This window comes from Maritalea sp., assembly GCF_051251695.1.
In the GTDB taxonomy this organism is placed as follows: domain Bacteria; phylum Pseudomonadota; class Alphaproteobacteria; order Rhizobiales; family Devosiaceae; genus Maritalea.
Genome location: NZ_JBPOEU010000018.1, coordinates 55,926 through 75,779, shown reverse-complemented (window position 1 = coordinate 75,779; position 19,854 = coordinate 55,926). Strand labels below are relative to the sequence as shown.

Annotated in this window: 19 protein-coding genes and 1 tRNA gene; 6 read left to right on the top strand and 14 right to left on the bottom strand. The window is 47.8% G+C overall.

Features of this window, described 5'->3' with window-relative positions; genetic code table 11:
• Positions 1-158: 158 nt before the first annotated feature.
• Together tig and ACSHWX_RS12205 are read right to left on the bottom strand one after the other, a co-directional pair.
• Complete coding sequence (tig, locus tag ACSHWX_RS12210) at positions 159-1,541, bottom strand: trigger factor (protein WP_435668504.1); 1,383 nt, start codon at positions 1,539-1,541, stop codon at positions 159-161.
• Between the two features lie 61 nt (positions 1,542-1,602).
• A tRNA-Leu gene (locus tag ACSHWX_RS12205) sits at positions 1,603-1,687 on the bottom strand.
• Positions 1,688-2,027: 340 nt separating this feature from the next.
• Between ACSHWX_RS12205 and ACSHWX_RS12200 the strand changes: the two genes are divergently transcribed.
• The 3 genes from ACSHWX_RS12200 (at position 2,028) to ACSHWX_RS12190 (ending at position 5,648) form a co-directional block, all read left to right on the top strand.
• On the top strand, positions 2,028-2,366 hold the full coding sequence (locus tag ACSHWX_RS12200; protein WP_435668503.1) for a P-II family nitrogen regulator: 339 nt from the start codon (positions 2,028-2,030) through the stop codon (positions 2,364-2,366).
• Positions 2,367-2,424: 58 nt separating this feature from the next.
• Positions 2,425-3,837, top strand: coding sequence for a type I glutamate--ammonia ligase (glnA, locus tag ACSHWX_RS12195; RefSeq protein ID WP_435668502.1), 1,413 nt, complete (start codon positions 2,425-2,427; stop codon positions 3,835-3,837).
• 65 nt (positions 3,838-3,902) lie between these two features.
• Positions 3,903-5,648 (top strand): pentapeptide repeat-containing protein, encoded by a 1,746-nt coding sequence (locus ACSHWX_RS12190; RefSeq protein ID WP_435668501.1) that lies wholly within the window; start codon positions 3,903-3,905, stop codon positions 5,646-5,648.
• Positions 5,649-5,656: 8 nt separating this feature from the next.
• On the opposite strand, the gene ACSHWX_RS12185 is transcribed toward ACSHWX_RS12190, so the two are convergent.
• The 6 genes from ACSHWX_RS12185 to ACSHWX_RS12160 all read right to left on the bottom strand — a co-directional run bounded on the left by ACSHWX_RS12185 (position 5,657) and on the right by ACSHWX_RS12160 (position 10,320).
• On the bottom strand, positions 5,657-6,565 hold the full coding sequence (locus ACSHWX_RS12185; protein WP_435668500.1) for a sulfotransferase domain-containing protein: 909 nt from the start codon (positions 6,563-6,565) through the stop codon (positions 5,657-5,659).
• A gap of 80 nt (positions 6,566-6,645) precedes the next feature.
• Complete coding sequence (locus ACSHWX_RS12180) at positions 6,646-7,041, bottom strand: hypothetical protein (RefSeq protein ID WP_435668499.1); 396 nt, start codon at positions 7,039-7,041, stop codon at positions 6,646-6,648.
• A 152-nt stretch (positions 7,042-7,193) separates the two neighbouring features.
• Positions 7,194-7,613, bottom strand: a complete 420-nt coding sequence (locus ACSHWX_RS12175) for a MarR family winged helix-turn-helix transcriptional regulator (RefSeq protein WP_435668498.1) — start codon at positions 7,611-7,613, stop codon at positions 7,194-7,196.
• Between the two features lie 153 nt (positions 7,614-7,766).
• The gene (locus tag ACSHWX_RS12170) at positions 7,767-8,237 is read right to left on the bottom strand and encodes a hypothetical protein (RefSeq protein ID WP_435668497.1); all 471 of its coding nucleotides are present in this window, start codon (positions 8,235-8,237) and stop codon (positions 7,767-7,769) included.
• 105 nt (positions 8,238-8,342) lie between these two features.
• The gene (locus ACSHWX_RS12165; RefSeq protein ID WP_435668496.1) at positions 8,343-9,863 is read right to left on the bottom strand and encodes an ATP-binding cassette domain-containing protein; all 1,521 of its coding nucleotides are present in this window, start codon (positions 9,861-9,863) and stop codon (positions 8,343-8,345) included.
• Between the two features lie 292 nt (positions 9,864-10,155).
• Entirely contained in the window at positions 10,156-10,320 is a 165-nt protein-coding gene (locus tag ACSHWX_RS12160; RefSeq protein ID WP_435668495.1) for a hypothetical protein, read from the bottom strand.
• A 311-nt stretch (positions 10,321-10,631) separates the two neighbouring features.
• Here ACSHWX_RS12160 and parE point away from each other — a divergent pair, with 311 nt between their 5' ends.
• From parE to ACSHWX_RS12145, 3 genes are all read left to right on the top strand, one after another.
• Positions 10,632-12,704, top strand: coding sequence for a DNA topoisomerase IV subunit B (gene parE, locus ACSHWX_RS12155; RefSeq protein ID WP_435668494.1), 2,073 nt, complete (start codon positions 10,632-10,634; stop codon positions 12,702-12,704).
• A gap of 195 nt (positions 12,705-12,899) precedes the next feature.
• Positions 12,900-14,327, top strand: a complete 1,428-nt coding sequence (locus tag ACSHWX_RS12150; RefSeq protein ID WP_435668493.1) for a DEAD/DEAH box helicase — start codon at positions 12,900-12,902, stop codon at positions 14,325-14,327.
• A gap of 109 nt (positions 14,328-14,436) precedes the next feature.
• Entirely contained in the window at positions 14,437-15,498 is a 1,062-nt protein-coding gene (locus ACSHWX_RS12145) for a GGDEF domain-containing protein (RefSeq protein ID WP_435668492.1), read from the top strand.
• 47 nt (positions 15,499-15,545) lie between these two features.
• On the opposite strand, the gene ACSHWX_RS12140 is transcribed toward ACSHWX_RS12145, so the two are convergent.
• The 6 genes from ACSHWX_RS12140 to ACSHWX_RS12115 all read right to left on the bottom strand — a co-directional run bounded on the left by ACSHWX_RS12140 (position 15,546) and on the right by ACSHWX_RS12115 (position 19,853).
• Entirely contained in the window at positions 15,546-15,935 is a 390-nt protein-coding gene (locus ACSHWX_RS12140; protein ID WP_435668491.1) for a HesB/IscA family protein, read from the bottom strand.
• A gap of 4 nt (positions 15,936-15,939) precedes the next feature.
• Entirely contained in the window at positions 15,940-16,329 is a 390-nt protein-coding gene (locus tag ACSHWX_RS12135; protein ID WP_435668507.1) for an SUF system Fe-S cluster assembly protein, read from the bottom strand.
• Positions 16,330-16,353: 24 nt separating this feature from the next.
• On the bottom strand, positions 16,354-17,571 hold the full coding sequence (locus tag ACSHWX_RS12130; protein WP_435668490.1) for a cysteine desulfurase: 1,218 nt from the start codon (positions 17,569-17,571) through the stop codon (positions 16,354-16,356).
• A 6-nt stretch (positions 17,572-17,577) separates the two neighbouring features.
• Positions 17,578-18,786 carry a Fe-S cluster assembly protein SufD gene (gene sufD, locus ACSHWX_RS12125; RefSeq protein WP_435668489.1) on the bottom strand — a complete coding sequence of 403 codons (1,209 nt, stop codon included), beginning with the start codon at positions 18,784-18,786 and terminating at the stop codon, positions 17,578-17,580.
• A 15-nt stretch (positions 18,787-18,801) separates the two neighbouring features.
• Positions 18,802-19,557: a Fe-S cluster assembly ATPase SufC gene (gene sufC, locus ACSHWX_RS12120; protein ID WP_435668506.1), complete on the bottom strand. Its 756-nt coding sequence runs from the start codon at positions 19,555-19,557 to the stop codon at positions 18,802-18,804.
• A 134-nt stretch (positions 19,558-19,691) separates the two neighbouring features.
• Positions 19,692-19,853 (bottom strand): hypothetical protein, encoded by a 162-nt coding sequence (locus ACSHWX_RS12115; protein ID WP_435668488.1) that lies wholly within the window; start codon positions 19,851-19,853, stop codon positions 19,692-19,694.
• Position 19,854 lies beyond the last annotated feature (1 nt).

Sequence of the window (19,854 nt, the reverse complement as noted above, 5' to 3'; positions counted from 1 at the left end):
GATACAATCTCCCCAAACGGCAGCTTTGGGTCGCGAAAGTCAGCCAAGTCCGAAAATCGAACGGCCTGATTGGGCTCAACGCCGACATTCCCAGCAAAACAAAAAAAAGGCCGCCCAAACGGACGACCTTTAAAAAATTCAACAACGAAGTTGTTTGTTTAGTCGTGATTGTGAGGTTCTAGGTCCTCTTCTTCACTCTCTTCAACCAACTTCACCAACTCGTCTTTAGTGACGGTTTTGTCTTCAACGTCAGCCAACTCAACAACAAAGTTTACAACTTTGTCTTCAAAAATTGGCGCCCGAAGGCCAGCCAACGCTTGTTGGTTGTTGCGGAAATAGTCATATACCTGTTGTTCTTGACCAGGATATTTTTGAACTTCCGCGATCAACGCTTGTTGATGCTCGTCTTCGCTTACTTCGATTTCGTTGGCATTGCCAATTTCAGCAATCACCAAACCAAGGCGAACCCGACGTTCAGCAATCGCGGTATATTCTTCGCGCGCTTTTTCTTCGGTTGTACCTTCATCTTCAAAGCTACGACCATGATGCTCAATATCGTGCATCACGCGTTCCCAAATACCTTTGAACTCTTGCTCAACAAGTTGCTCAGGAACGTCAAATTTGTGCATTTCGTCAAGTGCATCAAGCACAAGACGCTTTACGCGACGTGCTGTAAGCGTTTTGAACTGACCACCAATTTGGTCGTTGATCATCTCACGAAGCTGATCAACGCTTTCAAGACCAAGTGTTTTAGCGAACTCGTCATTCACTTCAACAGCACTTGGTGTTTCAATGCCCAAAACTTCAACATCAAATGTTGCGTCTTTACCAGCTAAGTTTTCCGCACGATATTCGTCAGGGAACTTAACTTTAAGAACCTTCTCATCACCAACTTTAAGACCAACAAGTTGCTCTTCAAAGCCTGGGATGAATTGGTTTGAGCCAATTACCAATGGTGATCCGTCAGATGCGCCGCCTTCAAATGGCTCGCCGTCGACTTTACCCAAAAACTTGATGTTAGCACGGTCGCCTTGTGCAGCAGCCTCACCTTCGGCTTTCGCCGCATATGGACGGTTTTGCTCAACAATTGCATCAAACTGCTCTTGAACGTCGCTTTCAGCAACTTCAACAACAGGACGCTCAATTTTGATCTTTTTGAAATCGCCCAATTTAACTTCTGGAAGAATCTCGTATGACATTGTGAATTCAAGGTCTGCTTCGCCCTCAAATACTTTTGTCAAAACAGCTTCGTCTTCAGGCAAGTCAATTTTAGGCTGCATTGCAGCTTTTTCTTTGCGCTCTTCTAATGTCGACTGAACGCCAACATTGATCGCATCCTGCATCACGTCGCCCATTACAGAGCGGCCATAGGTTTTTTTCATGTGCGCAAATGGCACTTTACCCGGACGAAAACCTTTAATACTGACTTGGTCTTTAAGCTCATTGAGTTTGTCGTCTAGCTTCTGGCTAAGCTCAGATGCCGGAATGCTCATTTCCAATGTACGCTTAAGCCCTTCATTGAGGGTTTCATTGACCTGCATGCGGAAATTCCCGTTTTTCAATATCTATAATTCGATCGATCGAAATGTCTGCTGAGGAGAATGGTGCGGGTGGAGGGACTTGAACCCCCACGCCGTGAAGCACTAGAACCTAAATCTAGCGTGTCTACCAATTTCACCACACCCGCCAATAATCCACAGCGACTAAGTCGAAGCGGGGTCTAACCCATACGGTTCGAACAGCCAACCCCTTTTTTTAAATTTTTTGAAAAAATCCCTCAAAGGACGTAAATAATTCACAGAACTGTACATTTTCTGGTTTGCGCTTCGTAAAACACCACAAGTGATTAAAATTTAAGCACCCTGCCCAACAAACAAGCACATACCCGTCACACATCAGTGGCACGAAACTGCGGCCTAATCGGTAAGGTATTGTTAATAAACAATTTTCCCAAACCGCTTCAAACTGGCACACAACATGCATTATCTGTCGCAGACGTAAGATCAGTTCTTTCGGAGTGAAAATAAGTGAAAAAAATAGAAGCCATAGTGAAGCCGTTCAAGCTTGATGAAGTCAAAGAAGCACTTCAGGAAGCTGGTTTTCAAGGCATAACTGTTACCGAAGTAAAAGGCTTTGGCCGCCAAAAGGGCCATACAGAGCTTTATCGCGGTGCAGAATATGTTGTCGACTTCTTGCCAAAAGTGAAAATCGAAATCGTGGTGTCCGATCACGCCGTCGACAAAGCAGTTGAAGCCATTCGCGACGCTGCACAGACAGGCCGCATCGGCGATGGCAAGATTTTTGTCTCTACCATTGATCAAGCCATTCGAATCCGCACCGGTGAAACGGGCGACGAAGCAGTTTAGCTTCGCCGTCTAACTCCAAAGACTTAAACAAGAACAAATCTATATACGGGAATTAGTAATGACCACCACAGTAAGTGACATCCTCAAAAGAATTGAAGACGAAGATGTAAAGTTCGTCGACCTTCGTTTTACTGACCCACGCGGCAAACTGCATCACATGACCATGGACGTATCCGTGGTTGATGAAGATATGTTCGAAGATGGTGTTATGTTTGACGGCTCATCAATTGCTGGCTGGAAAGCCATCAATGAGAGTGACATGGTGATGATGCCAGACCTTGATACGGTTCATATGGACCCGTTCTTTGGTCAATCCACTATGGTCATCAACTGTGACACACTAGAGCCCGGCACGTTCGAAGCCTACAACCGTGACCCACGTATGACTGCTCGCAAAGCAGAAGCATACGTGAAGTCTTCTGGTATTGGCGACACGGTGGTTGTTGGTCCAGAACCTGAATTCTTTATGTTTGACGACGTGCGTTTCAGCACTGGCGCTTACGAATCAGGCTTTGCGCTTGACCACACGGAATTGCCAACAAATACGAACTCAATGTACGAAGCTGGCAACATGGGCCACCATGTTCCGGAAAAAGGCGGCTATGTGCCAGTTCCTCCAGTGGACAGCGCGCAGGACATCCGTTCTGAAATGCTTTCAGTCCTAAAGGAAATGGGCCTGACTGTTGAAAAGCATCACCACGAAGTGGCGTCTGCTCAGCACGAACTCGGCATCAAGTACGACACATTGACCCGCATTGCTGACCAAGTTCAGACTTACAAATATGGCGTTCAGCAAACTGCCCACGCTTATGGCAAATCAGCGACCTTTATGCCCAAGCCTGTGTTTGGCGACAATGGTTCTGGCATGCACTGTCACCTTTCAATCTGGAAAGACGGCAAGCCAAACTTTGCTGGCGACGGTTATGCAGGATTGTCTGAACAAGCATTGCACTTTATCGGCGGCATCATCAAACACGCTAAAGCAACCAACGCTTTCACAAACCCAAGCACAAACTCTTACAAACGTTTGGTTCCGGGTTATGAAGCACCAGTTCTTCTGGCTTACTCAGCACGCAACCGTTCAGCTTCTTGCCGTATTCCTTTCGGCTCCTCACCAGCTTCCAAGCGTGTTGAAGTGCGTTACCCGGATCCATTGGCAAATCCATACTTGGCGTTCTCTGCCTTGTTAATGGCTGGTCTTGACGGCATCAAAAACAAAATCAATCCAGGCGAGCCAATGGATAAAGATTTGTATGAGTTGCCAGCTGAAGAACTGAAAGAAATCCCAACTGTAGCAGCCTCATTGCGCGAAGCGCTTGAAGCATTGGATACAGACCGCGAATTCCTTAAGGCAGGCGGCGTGTTTGACGACGACCAAATCGACGCTTACATCGCCATCAAGATGGAAGAAGTTGAGCGTTTCGAAATGGCGCCTCACCCCGTCGAGTTTGACATGTATTATTCTGCTTAAAGAACACTTCTATCCCCTAGGTAGCAATACCTAAACCTTAGGGCGCCTTCGGGCGCCCTCTTTTTTTGTCTAAGTCTGAGCAAGTGGATGTTGACGAAAATCACATCTACCCATCATACTTCAATCTTGATGTGGGGGATCCAGCACGAATGGTTGAGCCAGTGGAAACGGATGAAACAGGTTCATCGGCCGAGCAGCGCTCTGACACGCTTCCCGTTACCTTAGCCATTGGCGTTTTTGTCCTCGGCTTGGTTTGCGGCATTCCAGCAACTATTTTTGGCCTCGACTTTTTCATCGACAACGCTGTTACTTTGTTTGCGGTTCTGTTCGGACTTTTGCTGATTGCCAGCATACTCACCGGCATAATCGTTGCATTTCGGCGACCAATTTTGCGCACAGTCGTTAAGCGCAGCGAAGTTGAAATGGAACGCCTTGCCGGGCCATTGGCGGATGTAGCCAAGTTTGCTGCTCAACAAAATGTCGAAAAAGCCACCAACGCAGCAAAAGAAGTCGGCGAGCTTATGCTCGCGCGTTACGCATGGATGGCGACGCGGCGATGGTTGATTGCCACCATTACCGCCTTCGTCGCTGCAATCGCCGCGCTGGCCGGCTCTGCCCTGCTATTCCAACAGAATCAATTGTTGCGCGAGCAAGGAAAATTGCTGGCAGGTCAGTCGGAACGGCTTGTCGAACAAAATAGTTTGCTTGGCCAACAAATTGAACTTGGCGAAGCCCAACGCTCGACATCAATCGTGCCAGAAATCCTTGCCCTTGGTGCGCAAATCGGCGAAGAAACAAACGCACTATTGCAAGACGGACGCCCTGCGCCCATCTATTTTGATCAAGAGCTATCCCATGCCTTGCGGGGTCGCATCATTGCCGCCACCGCGGCTGCGCGACCATATCGTTACCTTGCGCTCAACCTGCCCCGAGCCAGCAACGAAATGCTAACAGCAATGTCCCTAGCAAGAAGAGATGATGTTCCCTCGGCGCAGATTGCAGTGCAAAAAGTGTTAGATGCTGAACGACAACTTGGCGCTGAAACCGCCCAAGGCGAACTCATCCAACATCCGGTTAGTCCAGAGCGCGGTCAAATCCTATCGCTGCTCTATAACGCACGGGTGATGAGCACCGAGTGGCTGACGCTCAATGGCGCTGACTTTTCATTTTCTGAAATACGAAACCACACATTCGGTGTCATTTCGCTGCGACACGCGCTTTTGCGCTTTGCGGACTTCTCTGGCGTGCAAATTCACCAAGGCGATTTTCGTGCTGCCTTTTTAGACAATGCCCGTTTCAATCGAGCGTTTATCCAAAAAACTCAGTTCTCCGGCATTCCAAACGACCAAATTCAATTGCCTCAAACACCTGACCCCAGTGTTGAAATCTGGCATACCCAAATGGCAGGCACCGACTTTCGCGGCGCGGTCATCAACAGCTCTGGTTTTATGGATGTGAACGCCTTAGCCGCAAATTTCGACTTCACGATTATCGAGAATACTGACTTTTCAAATGCGTCCATCGTCGGTGCAACGTTCAAGAATGCAGTTCTTGGGGAATTGAATTTCACAGGTACAAATCTTGCTAGCGTCGATTTTGACGGCGCTTATGTGTTGCGGCCGGATTTCTTGCGGACAATTCAAAATCAAGCGATGGCTGATACATTCGTTGAAGATCGATTTGCAATCGAATTGGCAGATATTAGTGACTTGGAGACGCACCCGAACGCCATCCAAATCACGGAGGTTTTTACCGATATAACGCCCGAAGCACCAATTTGGCGCATCAAACGGGTTGGCGAATTCCGCTAACAGCGCTGCTAGGCGTTGCCAACAGGTGAAACAGGCTTCCTAGAAAGTTCCTCAAATTTCGCCGAGGAGTTCAACGCAACCTCACGGGTCATGCCGACATAATTCAAAACGTCATTGGTGAGGTAGCCAAAGCGCGACATTTGCAAAGCATGAATTTCGACCAATGCGCGGGCATAGTCATTTTTCAGTCCAGCTTTCCACGCAGATTTAGGAATGGAACGCCCCTTAATGCCATGTGCTTTAAGGGCAGCGTCCGCAGCTGATTTGATTTGTTTATCGTCGACCGGCATTTTCAAGTGTTTTGCCACACGGCCCAACTGACCTGTGGGGTCGGCGATAATATCTTCAAAGCGAACCACAAGGTCACCATCAACAGTTTGCGCAGTCCAACTCGCAACATTTTGCGACCATGATCCCCAAGGCTCAAGCGCGTGGGTGTCTGATGTTGGTTGCCGATATTCACTTGTCGCCAACAAGTTGAGGGCTGAGGTGATGTCTTTCTTGCCAGCAATTGCAAATGCAGACGCCAACACCAGCGGGTTCCGGATCAAATAAACTGACCCGACCGACACTTTTGGATTTATACTGGGGAAGCCATAAAACTCGGCGCGCGGTGCGTGGGTTTTAACAACGGGCAAGCCAGGGTAGTTTTGCGAAATATGTTCATGAATCTTTGGACGCGCCGCAGCAATTTCTTCTTCCGACATATCACGCGGATGTTTGCCGACTACCGTTTCATAAAAATGCGCCTGCACGTCGCAAGGCAAATCCCGGTCCAACAATTCAAGTGCAGCGCCATCTTGCGGACGGTATCCAAAGCTTTTTGAAAGGTGCTGCAAAAATGAGCGCACAAGCTGGTCACCGCTATGGGGATAAGATGCGATCCAATAAAGGGGCGTGGCGGGATTTTGCGACATGATACTTCCTCAAAACTCAATAATGGACCCTATTTAAGGGTGATAATCCATTCGAGCAACCCGCCAAACCAAGACAACACTTATTTATGGTCTTCTTTTAAAGACTTCATAAATTCTGCACGCACTTGCATACCTTTAATCGCTGGCCATCCAATTGCCTTGATCAGCAAACTCGCCACCAATATCATCAGCGCGGCCGCTAATGCATCAAAGAACCACGCCAACGGTAGACCAACCCACAATAAATGGTCGGTCATCCATATCAGCTTTGGTAAAAACCACATGCCCGTAAGAAAATGCAAAACCAACGCAATCCAAAATCCAGCACAAAAGGGACACTCCCAATCGGCATATAGAGTTTGTAATGGTTTGGGCAGCGCAGCGATAAAACGATTAAACAAAGTACCCCACTCAGGCAATTTGTCCCAAAACAACAGGTGGATCGCAGCTCCCAAAAGCACTATTTCCCAATTCATATCTTCTCCATTAGTTAGGCTGACTGACCAATATAGCCAAATAGCAATTGAAATTCGTATTCGTTTTTAAGTTCAGTAATTTGTATTGTTTGGATTTCAGGTTGAGTACTTTATTGAAACGCTTCCCACTAACGCATCCAACTCCGGCATTATCACAACATGCTCAGAGAACCGCGCAACGTGATTAAGTCTTCTTGCCCAAGTGTTGCTTCCAATTGCCGCCCGATTTGCACGTAAATCTGCTCGCCCTTTTGAACCAACTCACGCCCAACGGCCGTCAGAAGAATATGCTGTGCCCGCGCATCCATGAGACATGGAACCCGATGCACCAACCCTCGCTCTACAAGCTTGAGAACCATCGCGCTGGCAGAAGCCTTGCTCACCCCCATCTCGGTGACAACATCCTGCAAGTGCTGCCCGTGGTCATCTTTGTCGGTTTTATTTCTCTCTTGCCTTTGAACCGCACGCAGGTATTCGAATTCACTATAGGTCACGCCAAGCGCCGCCGCTCTTGTGGCCCATGCACGCGTAGATTTTCGGTGCAAAAATTCGATCAAAGCATGAAGTTGCATTTATTGCCTTCTCATATTTCCAATAGATTCATTGGCAACACCATTCGTCGCCGACACGAGCAGTACATTAAGTTAGTCTTCCTTACTACCTTTATGCGAAATCTACAACATAAAAGTGAACAAGCATCCGCCCGCCAAATAAAAACGAGCCGTTTAGATAGCAGCCTGCTCACCAAGGTGAGCGATCAAATGCGCCCTCGTCGCCGCCTCGAACTGCTCAGGCCACTCAATATTGTGCGCTTTGCATATTGGTTTCGCTATTTGAAAAAACGACCGCGCCATAATGATTTGAGTTTGGATAATCTGCGCTCGATCAACCGTCGTCGCCGGTAAACCCGTCAATACACCTAGATGCTCATCATCCAAAACATCTCGCAGTTTCAAAGCACCACCGAGTTTCTTCCTATCAACCTCAAGCAAAAACGACATGAACAAGTTTCGCAAATGCCCCTGCCCAATCGTGCAAAGAAAATATTCTTCGCGACCGACACCAACAACAGTAAGGCCCAAAATGCGCAAGAACTCATTGATGATGTATTCGATATTTTGCGCAGATGGCTGCAGTTCATCAGGAGTAACGTTCAATTGGTCAAAAAGAGGCTGGCGCTCAAAAAGACATTTCAAGTCACTTTGGATTCTCTTCGAAAAATCCAGCCCCTCGCATAGTTAAATCGCATCAATTCGTTCATTTGGCGTCATAACCAGGTCTCGCGAAATATGTCCGAAGTATCAGTTGATCATGCGCTCAAAAAACGATTCTGGCGAATTCACTTCAAGAAGAAGTTTCCGTTTCTTTTCGATCTCGAAATAGCGCGTCCCAACCGAACGAACGAACTCCCTATCGTGCGAAACGATAATAGCTGTCGCGCCCTTTTCGACGATCTCAGCCTCCAAACGTTCACGCCCTGGGATGTCCACATGGTTTGTTGGTTCGTCTAACAGATAAAAGTTAGGCTCAAGCAATCTAAGACTTAAGAGCGCCAAACGCGAACGTTGCCCGTAAGACAATTGCCCAATCGGTTTTGACTGCTTTTCAAACTCAAATCCAATATTAGCCAGAAGTGACCGACATCTTGCGTTCCCAACACCGGGATGCTGAAGAATAAAATTCTCCGGGGTTTCATCAACTGGCAATTGCGAGATTTCTTGATCCGCATAGCCAAGCACCGTCGAAGGCGTCACCCATAATCCAGGAACGGCGCCTTCTTTCAAAAACGAACGATGAACCAATTTGACAAGTTGAGTTTTACCAGCACCGTTTTCCGCCAAAACAACAATCCTGTCCCCGGCGTAAATCAGCTCTTTTTTGATATCGAAGAGCTTCCGATCGTCCGGCGCGCTCACTGTCACATTTTCAAACGACATTAAAACCTTTGCGTGGGTACCGCTATTGGCCAGCGTAATGTCGCCGTGCCGTTCTTGGTGAAGGTCACGCATACTGTCTTCAATATCGGTTGCCCGTTGACGAAGTTGCTTGGCTTTGGTTTGCAAAAGGTCCGAGCCACTATTAAGCCCGACATTATAGAGCTTCGCCGCCTTCTGACGAAGTTGTTTGGCTTGCTTTTGCTCTTTGACCAAAACCTTTTCCGCAGCGACGTCTTCCTCTTCAAGCGCAACCTTGGCCTGCGTGTAAGGCAGGGAAAAGTATCGCGAAACGCCCGGACGTAGGAACAAACTGCGGTTGGTACAATTGTCTAAAAATGCTCGATCATGGCTCGCGACTATCATCGGCACTTGGTTTGACGTGCGTTTAATCCACTCTTCCAACTGAACAATTTTCGCCAAATCAAGATGGTTGGTTGGCTCATCGAGCAGCAATATGTCTGGCTCCGTCAGCCAAACCCGCGCAATCATCACCAACCGGCGCCAACCACCACTAAGCCGGCGCATAGGCGCGTGATATTGTTCTTCCGGCACTTCGAACTCAGCAAGCGCCACATCAACGCGCCAAACTTCATATTCTAACTGTTCTTTGGTTAGAGCTGTTGAAACGAAATCATAAACCGTTTGCTCAAGCTGATCATTTTCAACTTCCTGCTCGACATAGCCAATTTTCGCACCCCGAGAAAAAGCAATTTGTCCGCTACTTGGTTCATTGAGCCCAGCCAAAAAACTGAGCAAGGTCGTTTTTCCCCGACCATTGGCAGCAATAAGCCCAACACTCTCGCCATTGGACACATTGAGGTTGATGTTTTTGAAGAGTTCGGTCTGCGCAATGGCGCTGACGTCTTTGAGTTGGATGGAAGTCATTTTATTGCCCTTAACGACATAAGAAGTCGAAAAATTCGAACAACCGCAATAGAAGCGGCCACAATTGGGCAAACCGTAAAAGATACTGAAAAGAAACTTTATCGATTGGCCCTACACATCTAAGAAATCTGCAGGGCGATACGCGGGCCAAACCATAATAAGCAAATTCGATGCGCCATATTCATCTTGCTCTCCCCGCGTCTAGAGTTAGTCAAATTCAGTTTCGTGAAAAAGCTAACCCAGCGACTAAGCGCCCGCAAGTGCAAACATGATATGGATGGGTTTTGGTGGACTAAACAAACACAAACAAGCCAGCAAATGTCCACAACATAAGTTGGCGAGAAATTGGTAAGTGGGCAAGTCGGTACGCAAAACTACCAAATCCGACTTGCTCCAACCAATGAATTATCGCTTCAGTCCGCTGACCTAATACGCTGGCCGTTGATTTCACGATCATATACGGGAACTCCAAACTCATCTAACCGTATGAAAAGAGTTTTAGCACGTCGTTGTTAAAAAAGTGCTGACGGCAAAGTTAGATTTCGTCAATACTTTCCGTCGCTTAACGAGACACTTGATAAGGTTTTGTTTATACTTGAGGCAAGAAACTCGATGGCTATAGGGTCCAAATCTCCACACCCTGATGTTCTATAAATCACCAGAATCTATGGGAAAAACCTCAATTGAGAAATTGAATTGATACCCAACTGATGATCCAATCGTGCTACTCACAACCAAACAATGATTCGAATTTAAGTAAGGCGCAAAATGAACAACGATGACGATCTTTTCGGAAATTTTGGTGATGAAGTCCCAAAAAAGAAAAGCGAGTCTCAACCTGCGCCACAATCTAGTGCGAGTGCGCCCAAACCAGCACCCACGCCTGCGCGGCCAAAAATAACCTCATCTTCTGACGGTAGCACCTATACTGCCGAAGATATTGAGGTGCTCGAAGGTCTAGAGCCCGTTCGCCGTCGGCCTGGCATGTATATTGGCGGCACCGACATAAATGCCCTCCACCATCTGTTTGCCGAAATTATTGATAACTCGATGGATGAAGCAATCGCTGGCCATGCGTCGCGGATTGAAGTTCACTTTGATGCCGAAGGCTATTTGACCGTAACAGATAATGGTCGCGGCATTCCCGTTGAAGCACACCCTAAGTTTAAAGACCGCTCAACGCTGGATGTCATCATGACGACATTGCACGCAGGTGGTAAGTTTGATTCAAAAGCCTACGAGACATCTGGTGGACTGCACGGCGTTGGTGTTTCTGTTGTAAACGCCCTTTCTGACGATATGATTGTTGAAGTTGCTCGGGATCAACGCCTTTATTCACAGACCTTTTCGCGCGGACTTGCAACAACCGACGTTATTGATCACGGCCCAGTTCGCAACCGTCGTGGCACCAGCACCAAGTTTCATCCTGATCCGCAAATTTTTGGCGATAAGGCAAGATTTATCCCAAAACGCCTGCATGATATGGCGCAGGCTAAAGCCTATTTGTTTGCTGGCGTTGAAATTCGTTGGTCTTGCGACGAAGCGCTGGTTGAAGGCACGGACATCCCGGCCAAAACAACGTTTCTATTTCCTGATGGCTTGAAGGATTATGTTGAACGCCGCGTTGAAGGGCGTCCACGTATCGTTGAAGAGCTGTTTGCAGGTCGTAAGGGCAGTGCAGGCAAGCACGGCTCCGTTGAATGGGCAATTGCCTTTACATTGGGCGACGCCTTTATCAATTCCTATTGTAACACGGTGCCCACCCAAGATGGCGGCACCCATGAATCGGGACTACGCAGCGCCCTACTCCGAGCAATAAAAGCCTATGCCGAACTCACGGGCAACAAACGCGCAGCTGTGATTACCGCCGAAGACATTCTTGCGAACTGCAGCGCTGTATTGTCGGTGTTTGTCCGCGAACCAGAATTTGTTGGCCAAACAAAAGACAAGCTTTCAAGCGGCGACGCGACCAAAATCGTGGACAACGCGATCCGTGACGCTTTTGATCACTGGCTTGCAGCCTCCCCCAACCAATCTGCAAAGCTTCTGGATTGGGCAGTAGACCGCGCTGAAGAACGTATCCGCCGACGTAAAGAAAAAGAAATTGATCGCAAATCGGCCACCCGCAGATTGCGCTTGCCCGGCAAACTTGCAGATTGTTCCCAAGGCGCGGCGCAGGGCGCTGAAATTTTCATCGTCGAAGGAGACTCGGCTGGCGGAAGCGCCAAACAGGCCCGTAACCGTAAAAACCAAGCCATCTTGCCGCTTCGTGGTAAAATCCTAAACGTTGCAGGCGCGACGCGGGACAAGATCATGGCGAACCAACAAATCGGCGACCTAATTCAAGCTTTGGGCTCTGGCACCAGAGATCGATATAAAGGCGATGATTTGCGGTATGACAAGATCATCATCATGACAGATGCTGACGTTGATGGTGCCCACATTGCCTCGCTATTGATGACGTTCTTTTTCCAAGAAATGCCTGAATTGATAAATGAGGGCCATTTATACTTGGCCATGCCGCCCCTTTACCGCATCACCCAAGGGTCAAAAACAATTTATGCAAATGACGATGAGCATAAAGATCAGCTCATGGAAGCAGAATTTACAGGCCGAGGCAAAGTCGAAATAACACGATTTAAGGGACTGGGCGAAATGCCATTCCAACACCTCAAAGAGACCACGATGAAACCGGGTTCCCGCAGGTTGGTGCAAATTAGTGTGGAAGACGAACAAGCAGCGACCAAAGATTCGATCGATCGGTTGATGGGTAATAAACCGGAGTTACGGTTTCAGTTTATCCAAGAGAACGCCGAGTTCGCGAACGATCTCGATATTTGACCTCGATTGGGACAAATTAAGTAAATCCATATAGAAAAACGTGAATTTCTTACAGTCTTACCGGCAAGCCATTGGCTTTCATTAACAAAAATCAAATATGTGCATTGACTTAAGAGTAACGCACGCTATTGTCCTGTTCGCGGGGCCACTAATTTTCATAAGTTAGACCGTAATCGGCAAAGTGGACGTATTTACTTGAGTGAAAATTTCGCAAATCTGGGGCTGAGCACAGCCGTTACCAACGCTGTTGTTGACGCTGGCTACACCATCCCCACAGACATTCAGCAAAAAGCCATTCCTCATATTCTCGAAAAAAGAGATGTGGTTGGCATTGCACAAACCGGCACCGGCAAAACAGCATCGTTTGTTTTGCCCATGCTTACCTTGCTTGAAAAAGGTCGGGCGCGCGCACGAATGCCGCGCACTTTGATCTTGGAACCAACACGAGAGTTGGCGGCACAGGTTCATGAAAATTTCGAAAAATATGGCAAGAACCATAAGTTGACCGTTGCGTTGCTTATTGGCGGCGTATCGTTCGAAGAACAAAACAAAAAGCTCGACCGTGGCGCTGATGTTCTCATCGCGACACCTGGGCGTTTGATCGATCATTTTGAACGCGGTCGCCTTTTGATGACCGGCGTTGATATTTTCGTCATTGATGAAGCTGATCGTATGCTGGATATGGGGTTCATCCCCGATATTGAGCGCATTTCATCTTTGTTGCCAAAACGTCGTCAAACTCTGTTCTTCTCAGCAACTATGCCTGATGAAGTTGCACGCCTCACCCACAAATTTTTGAACAACCCTGTTCAACTGGAAAGTGCGCGGCAAAACTCGACAGCCGACACAATTACGCAAAGCGTTCTTAAAGTGGGCAGTAAACCATTTGAAAAACGTGCTGCATTGCGTGATCAACTCGATCAGGCAAAAGACCTTAAAAACGCGATTATCTTTTGTAATCGCAAACGCGACATCGCCACACTTGAACGGTCGCTAGTTAAGCATGGTTATGATGCCGGCGCCCTTCATGGCGACATGGATCAAAAATCTCGGATGGACACGCTGGCCAAGTTTAAGGCCAATAAACTGAAGTTGCTTGTTGCAAGTGATGTTGCTGCCCGTGGCCTAGATATTCCTGATGTAAGTCACGTTTATAACTTTGACGTCCCTACCCATGCTGAAGATTACGTTCATCGTATCGGGCGCACAGGTCGAGCGGGTCGTGATGGCACATCCATTACACTTGTAACAAAAGCAGATAACAAATATCTCGACGCCATTGAAAAGCTCATTCAGAAGAAGCTTGATTGGGCCCAGAGCGATAAGGCAGCCTCAGCTGCTCCTGTCGAAGCGAAAAGTCCTGCACGGGACACATCTGAACGCAAGAAGCCTGAACAAAAAAGACCTGAACGCACGAAAAGGCCTGAACAGCCGCAAAAAACAGAAGCCCAAAAGCCACAAAACACAACAAACGTTCAGAAGTTGCCAGCGTCGGAAAACAAACAATCAAATACGCGCCATCAAAATAATAGAGCGCAGAAAAACAAGCAGGACGCCGTTCCATTCGGCCAGTCTGATCAAGTGCCAGCATTCCTCTTGCGACCTGTTAGACAGGCGAGCTAAACAAGACTTTAACCCAAAATTTATCGTTTTGGGTGGATAACATGAACGTTAATTTTTGAGATTCGCCCCGCAATTTGCGGGGGGAGTATTGGGTGGAGCCTAGTCGCAAATGCTTGTATCTGAGCATGATTATCAGCGGACATTGGAGTATTCCTTTTCCGCGCTAGGAATGTTGAAGCGGGCAAAGATTCCGCCTTATCCTCATTTTTATGAGCTTTGCTACACTTATGCTTCTGGCATAAATGAACAACTCAACGAACGTTTAAACATGTTGTTGGGCAACGACAGCGTGCTTTCAATGGAAACCGTGTTGTTGGTTTACCGCGAATTTTTCGACAATCCTTCCGATCTAGAATCACAATTGACATCTGTTGGCCAAGAAATGTCGTCCAAAATTGACGCGGTTAATCGCGCCATGGATGAGGCAATCGATACGGCAGAAATCTATTCAGGATCTCTGGATCACGCGAGCGAGCGCCTTTCTGGTGAAATGGATGCTGACAGTTTGAAGCGCTTAGCGAACAAACTCCAAGCAGAAACGACGCAGATGCGAGATTCAAACAAGAATCTCGAAGAAAAGCTGAAAGTTTCCCAGCAAGATATTTCTAGTCTGAAACGCGATTTGGATACAGCACGCCGAGAGACCATGCTTGATCCTTTGACTAAGATCGCCAATCGTAAAAGCTTCGATCAACGCTTGAAGCAAGAGATGGAAACCTTTGAAAAAGAAGGCAAACCATTCACCCTCCTTATGATGGATATAGATCACTTCAAAGCGTTCAACGACAATTATGGGCACCAAACTGGTGACCAAGTTCTACGTCTTGTTGCGATGACGCTAAAATCCAACATCAAGGGCCGCGACCATGCTTCTCGCTATGGCGGTGAAGAATTCGCAGCCATTTTGCCAGATACCGACGTTCGTGGTGCTCGAATGATTGCGGAGAAAATCCGCAAAGCTGTCCACGCCAAGGAACTTTTGAAGCGCTCAACGAATGAGAAGCTCGGCCGCATTACGATTTCAATTGGTGCCGCGCAGTCTCATAAAGATGAAAATCTGCACGAACTCATCGAGCGGGCTGATGCATGCCTGTACACGGCAAAACGTAACGGTCGAAATCGCGTGATTTGCGAAACCGACGAAGAATTCCGCGATTCAAAAGTCGCCTAAGCGACTTTTTTCATTTCACATCATTCACTAAATAATGGCAGAGCGCCTTATGCGCTTTCGCCGGCAGCCGCGCGGGCTTTTGCCAATTCCTTTAGATCAGCTGGTTCCAGCATAACGCTTTCTCCGCATCCACACGCCCCTGTTTGATTGGGATTTTCAAATGTGAATTCTGACTTTAGGATATCTTCTTTATAGTCCATCTGCGTTCCCAAAAGGAACAGGGTCGCTTTGGGGTCGATATAGACGTCAACCCCATGCTCGCCAACATGATCATCGCCGACAACGGGTTCACTAACATAATCAAGCGTATAGGCCATCCCCGCACACCCGGCGTTTTTCACACCAACACGCACAGCGTTGACGTCCTTGTCAGTCGATTGACTAAGGATTTCTTTCACTTGACCCGCAGCTTTTTCCGTAATCGAAAGAATTTTCATCACATTACCACCAGTTTAGAGCAACTTTTGCTTCATCTGACATACGGTCCGGCCCCCATGGAGGCTCAAACACCATATTTACGGCGACATCTTGCACGCCTTCAACGGTACGCACCGCGTTCTCAACCCATATTGGCATTTCGCCAGCAACCGGGCATCCTGGTGCAGTCAATGTCATATCAACCGTGACATTCCGACTATCATCAAGATCGACCTTATAGATAAGACCCAATTCATAAATATCAACCGGGATCTCAGGATCGTAAATGGTCTTCAACGCTGCCACAATATTATCAGTAAATCGTGAAATTTCTGCTTCGCCAAGAGTACTATCAATAGAGATATCAGCCGCGTTTACTGCAACTTCGCTATCTTCTGCTGGGCTCTGAGTCATATCGTCACTCATTTTTGTATTCCTTTAAGCGAAAAATTTTTGCGCTTTTTCAATGGCTTCAACCAACGCGTCTACGTCATCTTTGCCGTTATAAACACCAAACGATGCGCGGCATGACGAGGATACACCAAAGCGTTTCAACAAGGGCTGCGCACAATGTGTACCGGCTCGCACTGCAATACCGTAGCGATCAAGAATAGTGCTTAAATCGTGCGCATGAACACCTTCAATGGCAAATGAGAATATAGCACCTTTACCGGGCGCATCGCCAATCAATCGCAAAGAATTGATTTTCGTCAGCTTTTCACGCGCATAAGCACCTACATCAGCCTCATGGGCCATAATATTTTCACGCCCGATCTCATTGATGTAATTAAGCGCCGCGCCCAAACCGATTGCCTGCACAATGGGTGGCGTACCAGCTTCAAACCGATGCGGTGGCTCATTATATGTAACGTCTTCCAACATCACATCATTGATCATTTCGCCGCCGCCCATATAGGGCTGCATTTCGCGGAGCAATTCGGCTTTTCCGTAAAGCACACCAATACCGGTTGGCCCATAAAGCTTGTGCCCCGTCATGATGTAGAAATCTACGTCCATATCCTGCACATCGACAATTTCATGCACAGCGCCTTGGCTGCCATCCACAACAACAGGAATACCCCTCGCGTGGGCTATTTCACAAACCCGTTTGATCGGTACCACTGTGCCTAAAACATTGGACATATGTGTTATGGCAACGACTTTTGTTTTGTCGCTCAATTGGGCTTCAAACAGATCAAGGTCGAAGCTGCCATCATCGCCAACATCAACCCATTTTAACACCGCACCCTTGCGTTCACGGTGGAAATGCCACGGTACAATATTGGAGTGGTGTTCCATCATAGTGAGGACAATTTCATCCCCCTCACCGATCTGCGGCCCAACAAAGCTTTGCGCGACCAAGTTCAACGCTTCGGTTGCAGATCGGGTGAATACAATGTCATCCACCGATGGTGCATTGATAAAGGACCGACAAGTTTCCCGTGCCGCTTCAAAAGCCTCGGTGGCGCGATTGGAGAGTGTATGCAAACCCCGATGTACATTGGAATATTCGTGACTATAGGCATGCATAATCCGGTCCAAAACCTGTCGAGGCTTTTGGGCCGACGCGCCACTATCCAAATAAACAAGACGATTGCCGTGAATTTCTTCCTTTAGAATAGGAAAATCCGCACGTACCCGTTCCAAATCAAACATAAGGGCTTATGCCTCGTCCCGATCATGAAGCCACGCGTCAACCCGCGCTTCAAGCTGTTCAACAACAGCCTCGACTTCAATTGGCTCAAACATTTCCGCTAGAAACGCGCGAATAAGCATCGCTTTAGCTTCTTTTTTCGGAATGCCTCGGCTCATCAGATAAAACAATGAGTTTTTATCAAGTTCACCACAGGTCGCACCGTGGGCACAGATCACATCATCGGCAAAAATTTCAAGTTCCGGTTTCACCAAAACTTGGCCAACTTCTGAAAGGATCAACCCTTGGCTCATCATTTGAGCATCAGTTTTTTGCGCGTCTGGTGCTACAACGATTTTGCCTTGGAACACGGCCTTGGCCCGATCATGCACCACATGCTTAAACATCTCGGTACTTGTTGTATCCGCCACCGAATGATTGACATTCAAGGTGATGTCCGCGTGCTGGTTGCCAGCTAAAAGGTTCAACCCGGCAAAATCAGCATGGGCACCACCACCAACAAAATCGGCAGTCACAACAGTGCGGCTCAGTTGAGCTTCACTATGTTGCACGAACGTGCGCAGCAAGCTGTTTGCGCCAAGACGATATCCATTATGCGCAAAGTGCCGCGTTTCAGCAGAATTGCCATCCAACTGCAAATGCACAAAGTTCGTGTCTTCGCCCAACTCAACCTGAGTTGTGGCAAGTCGCATATGCGCAGCACTGGAAGCATTGAAACTCTCGACCAAAGTGGCCTTCGCCCCATCAGCCAGGCGCACAATAACCTTGTCCGCATTAATCGCTGCGTCGCCGTCAATAATCCGATCAATATGCAAAACCTGATCGATTTCGCCACTGATTTGGATTTCAACCACATCACCAACAAGCGCTTCACTCAGCACCACGACAGCATCGCTGCCAGAAACACTGTTCGCGCTTGTCGCAACTTCAACGCCCTCAATATCAAAATCCCCAGCCAACCGGCCATTGACGATTTCAATCCGAGCAATGTCTTCAAACGCTGAACGCTTAGAGTCTTCGCCATCATTATCACCAGCAAGTGCCTCAGGCACATCGCGCAACAATGATTTCAGATCGGTATAATGGTAGGCTTCGATACGACGTGTCGGCAAACCAAGCGCTGCAAAGCTAGATGCCGCCTCGTCTTGCCCACGGGCCAAAAGATGCGCCTTAAGCGCTTCTTCTGCACCACTTAGTGTTTTAGTTGTCTCGTTCATTGGATCAAACCCGCCTTATGCCGCTTGGCCATCAAAACCAGCGTAGCCTTTGCTTTCAAGCTCAAGCGCTAAATCGCGATCGCCGCTTTCAACAATCCGACCTTCAGAGAACACATGCACACGATCTGGCACAATGTGATTCAACAAACGCTGATAGTGCGTGATCACGAGCATTGAACGATTTTCAGATCGCAAATTATTGACGCCTTCAGAAACAATTTTCAGCGCATCAATATCAAGCCCAGAATCGGTTTCGTCCAAAACGCAAAGCGAAGGTTGCATAAGCGCCATTTGAAGAATTTCCGCACGCTTTTTCTCACCGCCAGAAAACCCAACATTCAAGGGGCGTCTCAGCATGTCTTGTTTGATTTCAAGTTTAGCGGACGCTTCTTTGACCATTTTCATGAAGTCTGGGATTTTCATCTCATCTTCACCGCGCGATTTACGCTGGGCGTTCAAAGCGGCCTTCAAAAACGTCATGGTTGAAACGCCCGGAATTTCAATCGGGTATTGGAAAGCCAAAAACAGACCTGCCGCCGCGCGTTCGTCAGCGCCCATTTCCAACAAATCTTTGCCGTGAAACAGAATTTGACCCTGTGTCACTTCATAGCCGTCTTTACCCGCAAGCACATATGAAAGCGTCGATTTACCAGAACCATTGCGGCCCATGATTGCGTGTACTTCGCCAGCTGGCAAAGTCAAATTCACGCCTTTGAGGATTTCTTTGTCTTCTTCCTCGACCTTTACGTGCAAATCTTTGATTTCAAGAATTGGCGTTGTCATCTCATCGTCCTTCAATCTAGGCCGTCATCCCTGTCGGCCAAACTTTAGCGCCTAAAGGGCTCAAATCTTGGACCCCATAGGCAATTGTTCGTTTTACAGCTGTTGCTGCATTAATATTTGTTTTACCAGACAAAAACAGCAACGGACCAAACGACCACGGTTGCAATTACGCCGGCAATTAGCCCAATTTGCCTGTACATCTTGGGCTCTTCCTTTTTGACACGACCGGCGACCAACCAGCCCATGCCTGCGCCCACTGCCAATGCAAAAAGAAGCTTTTCCATT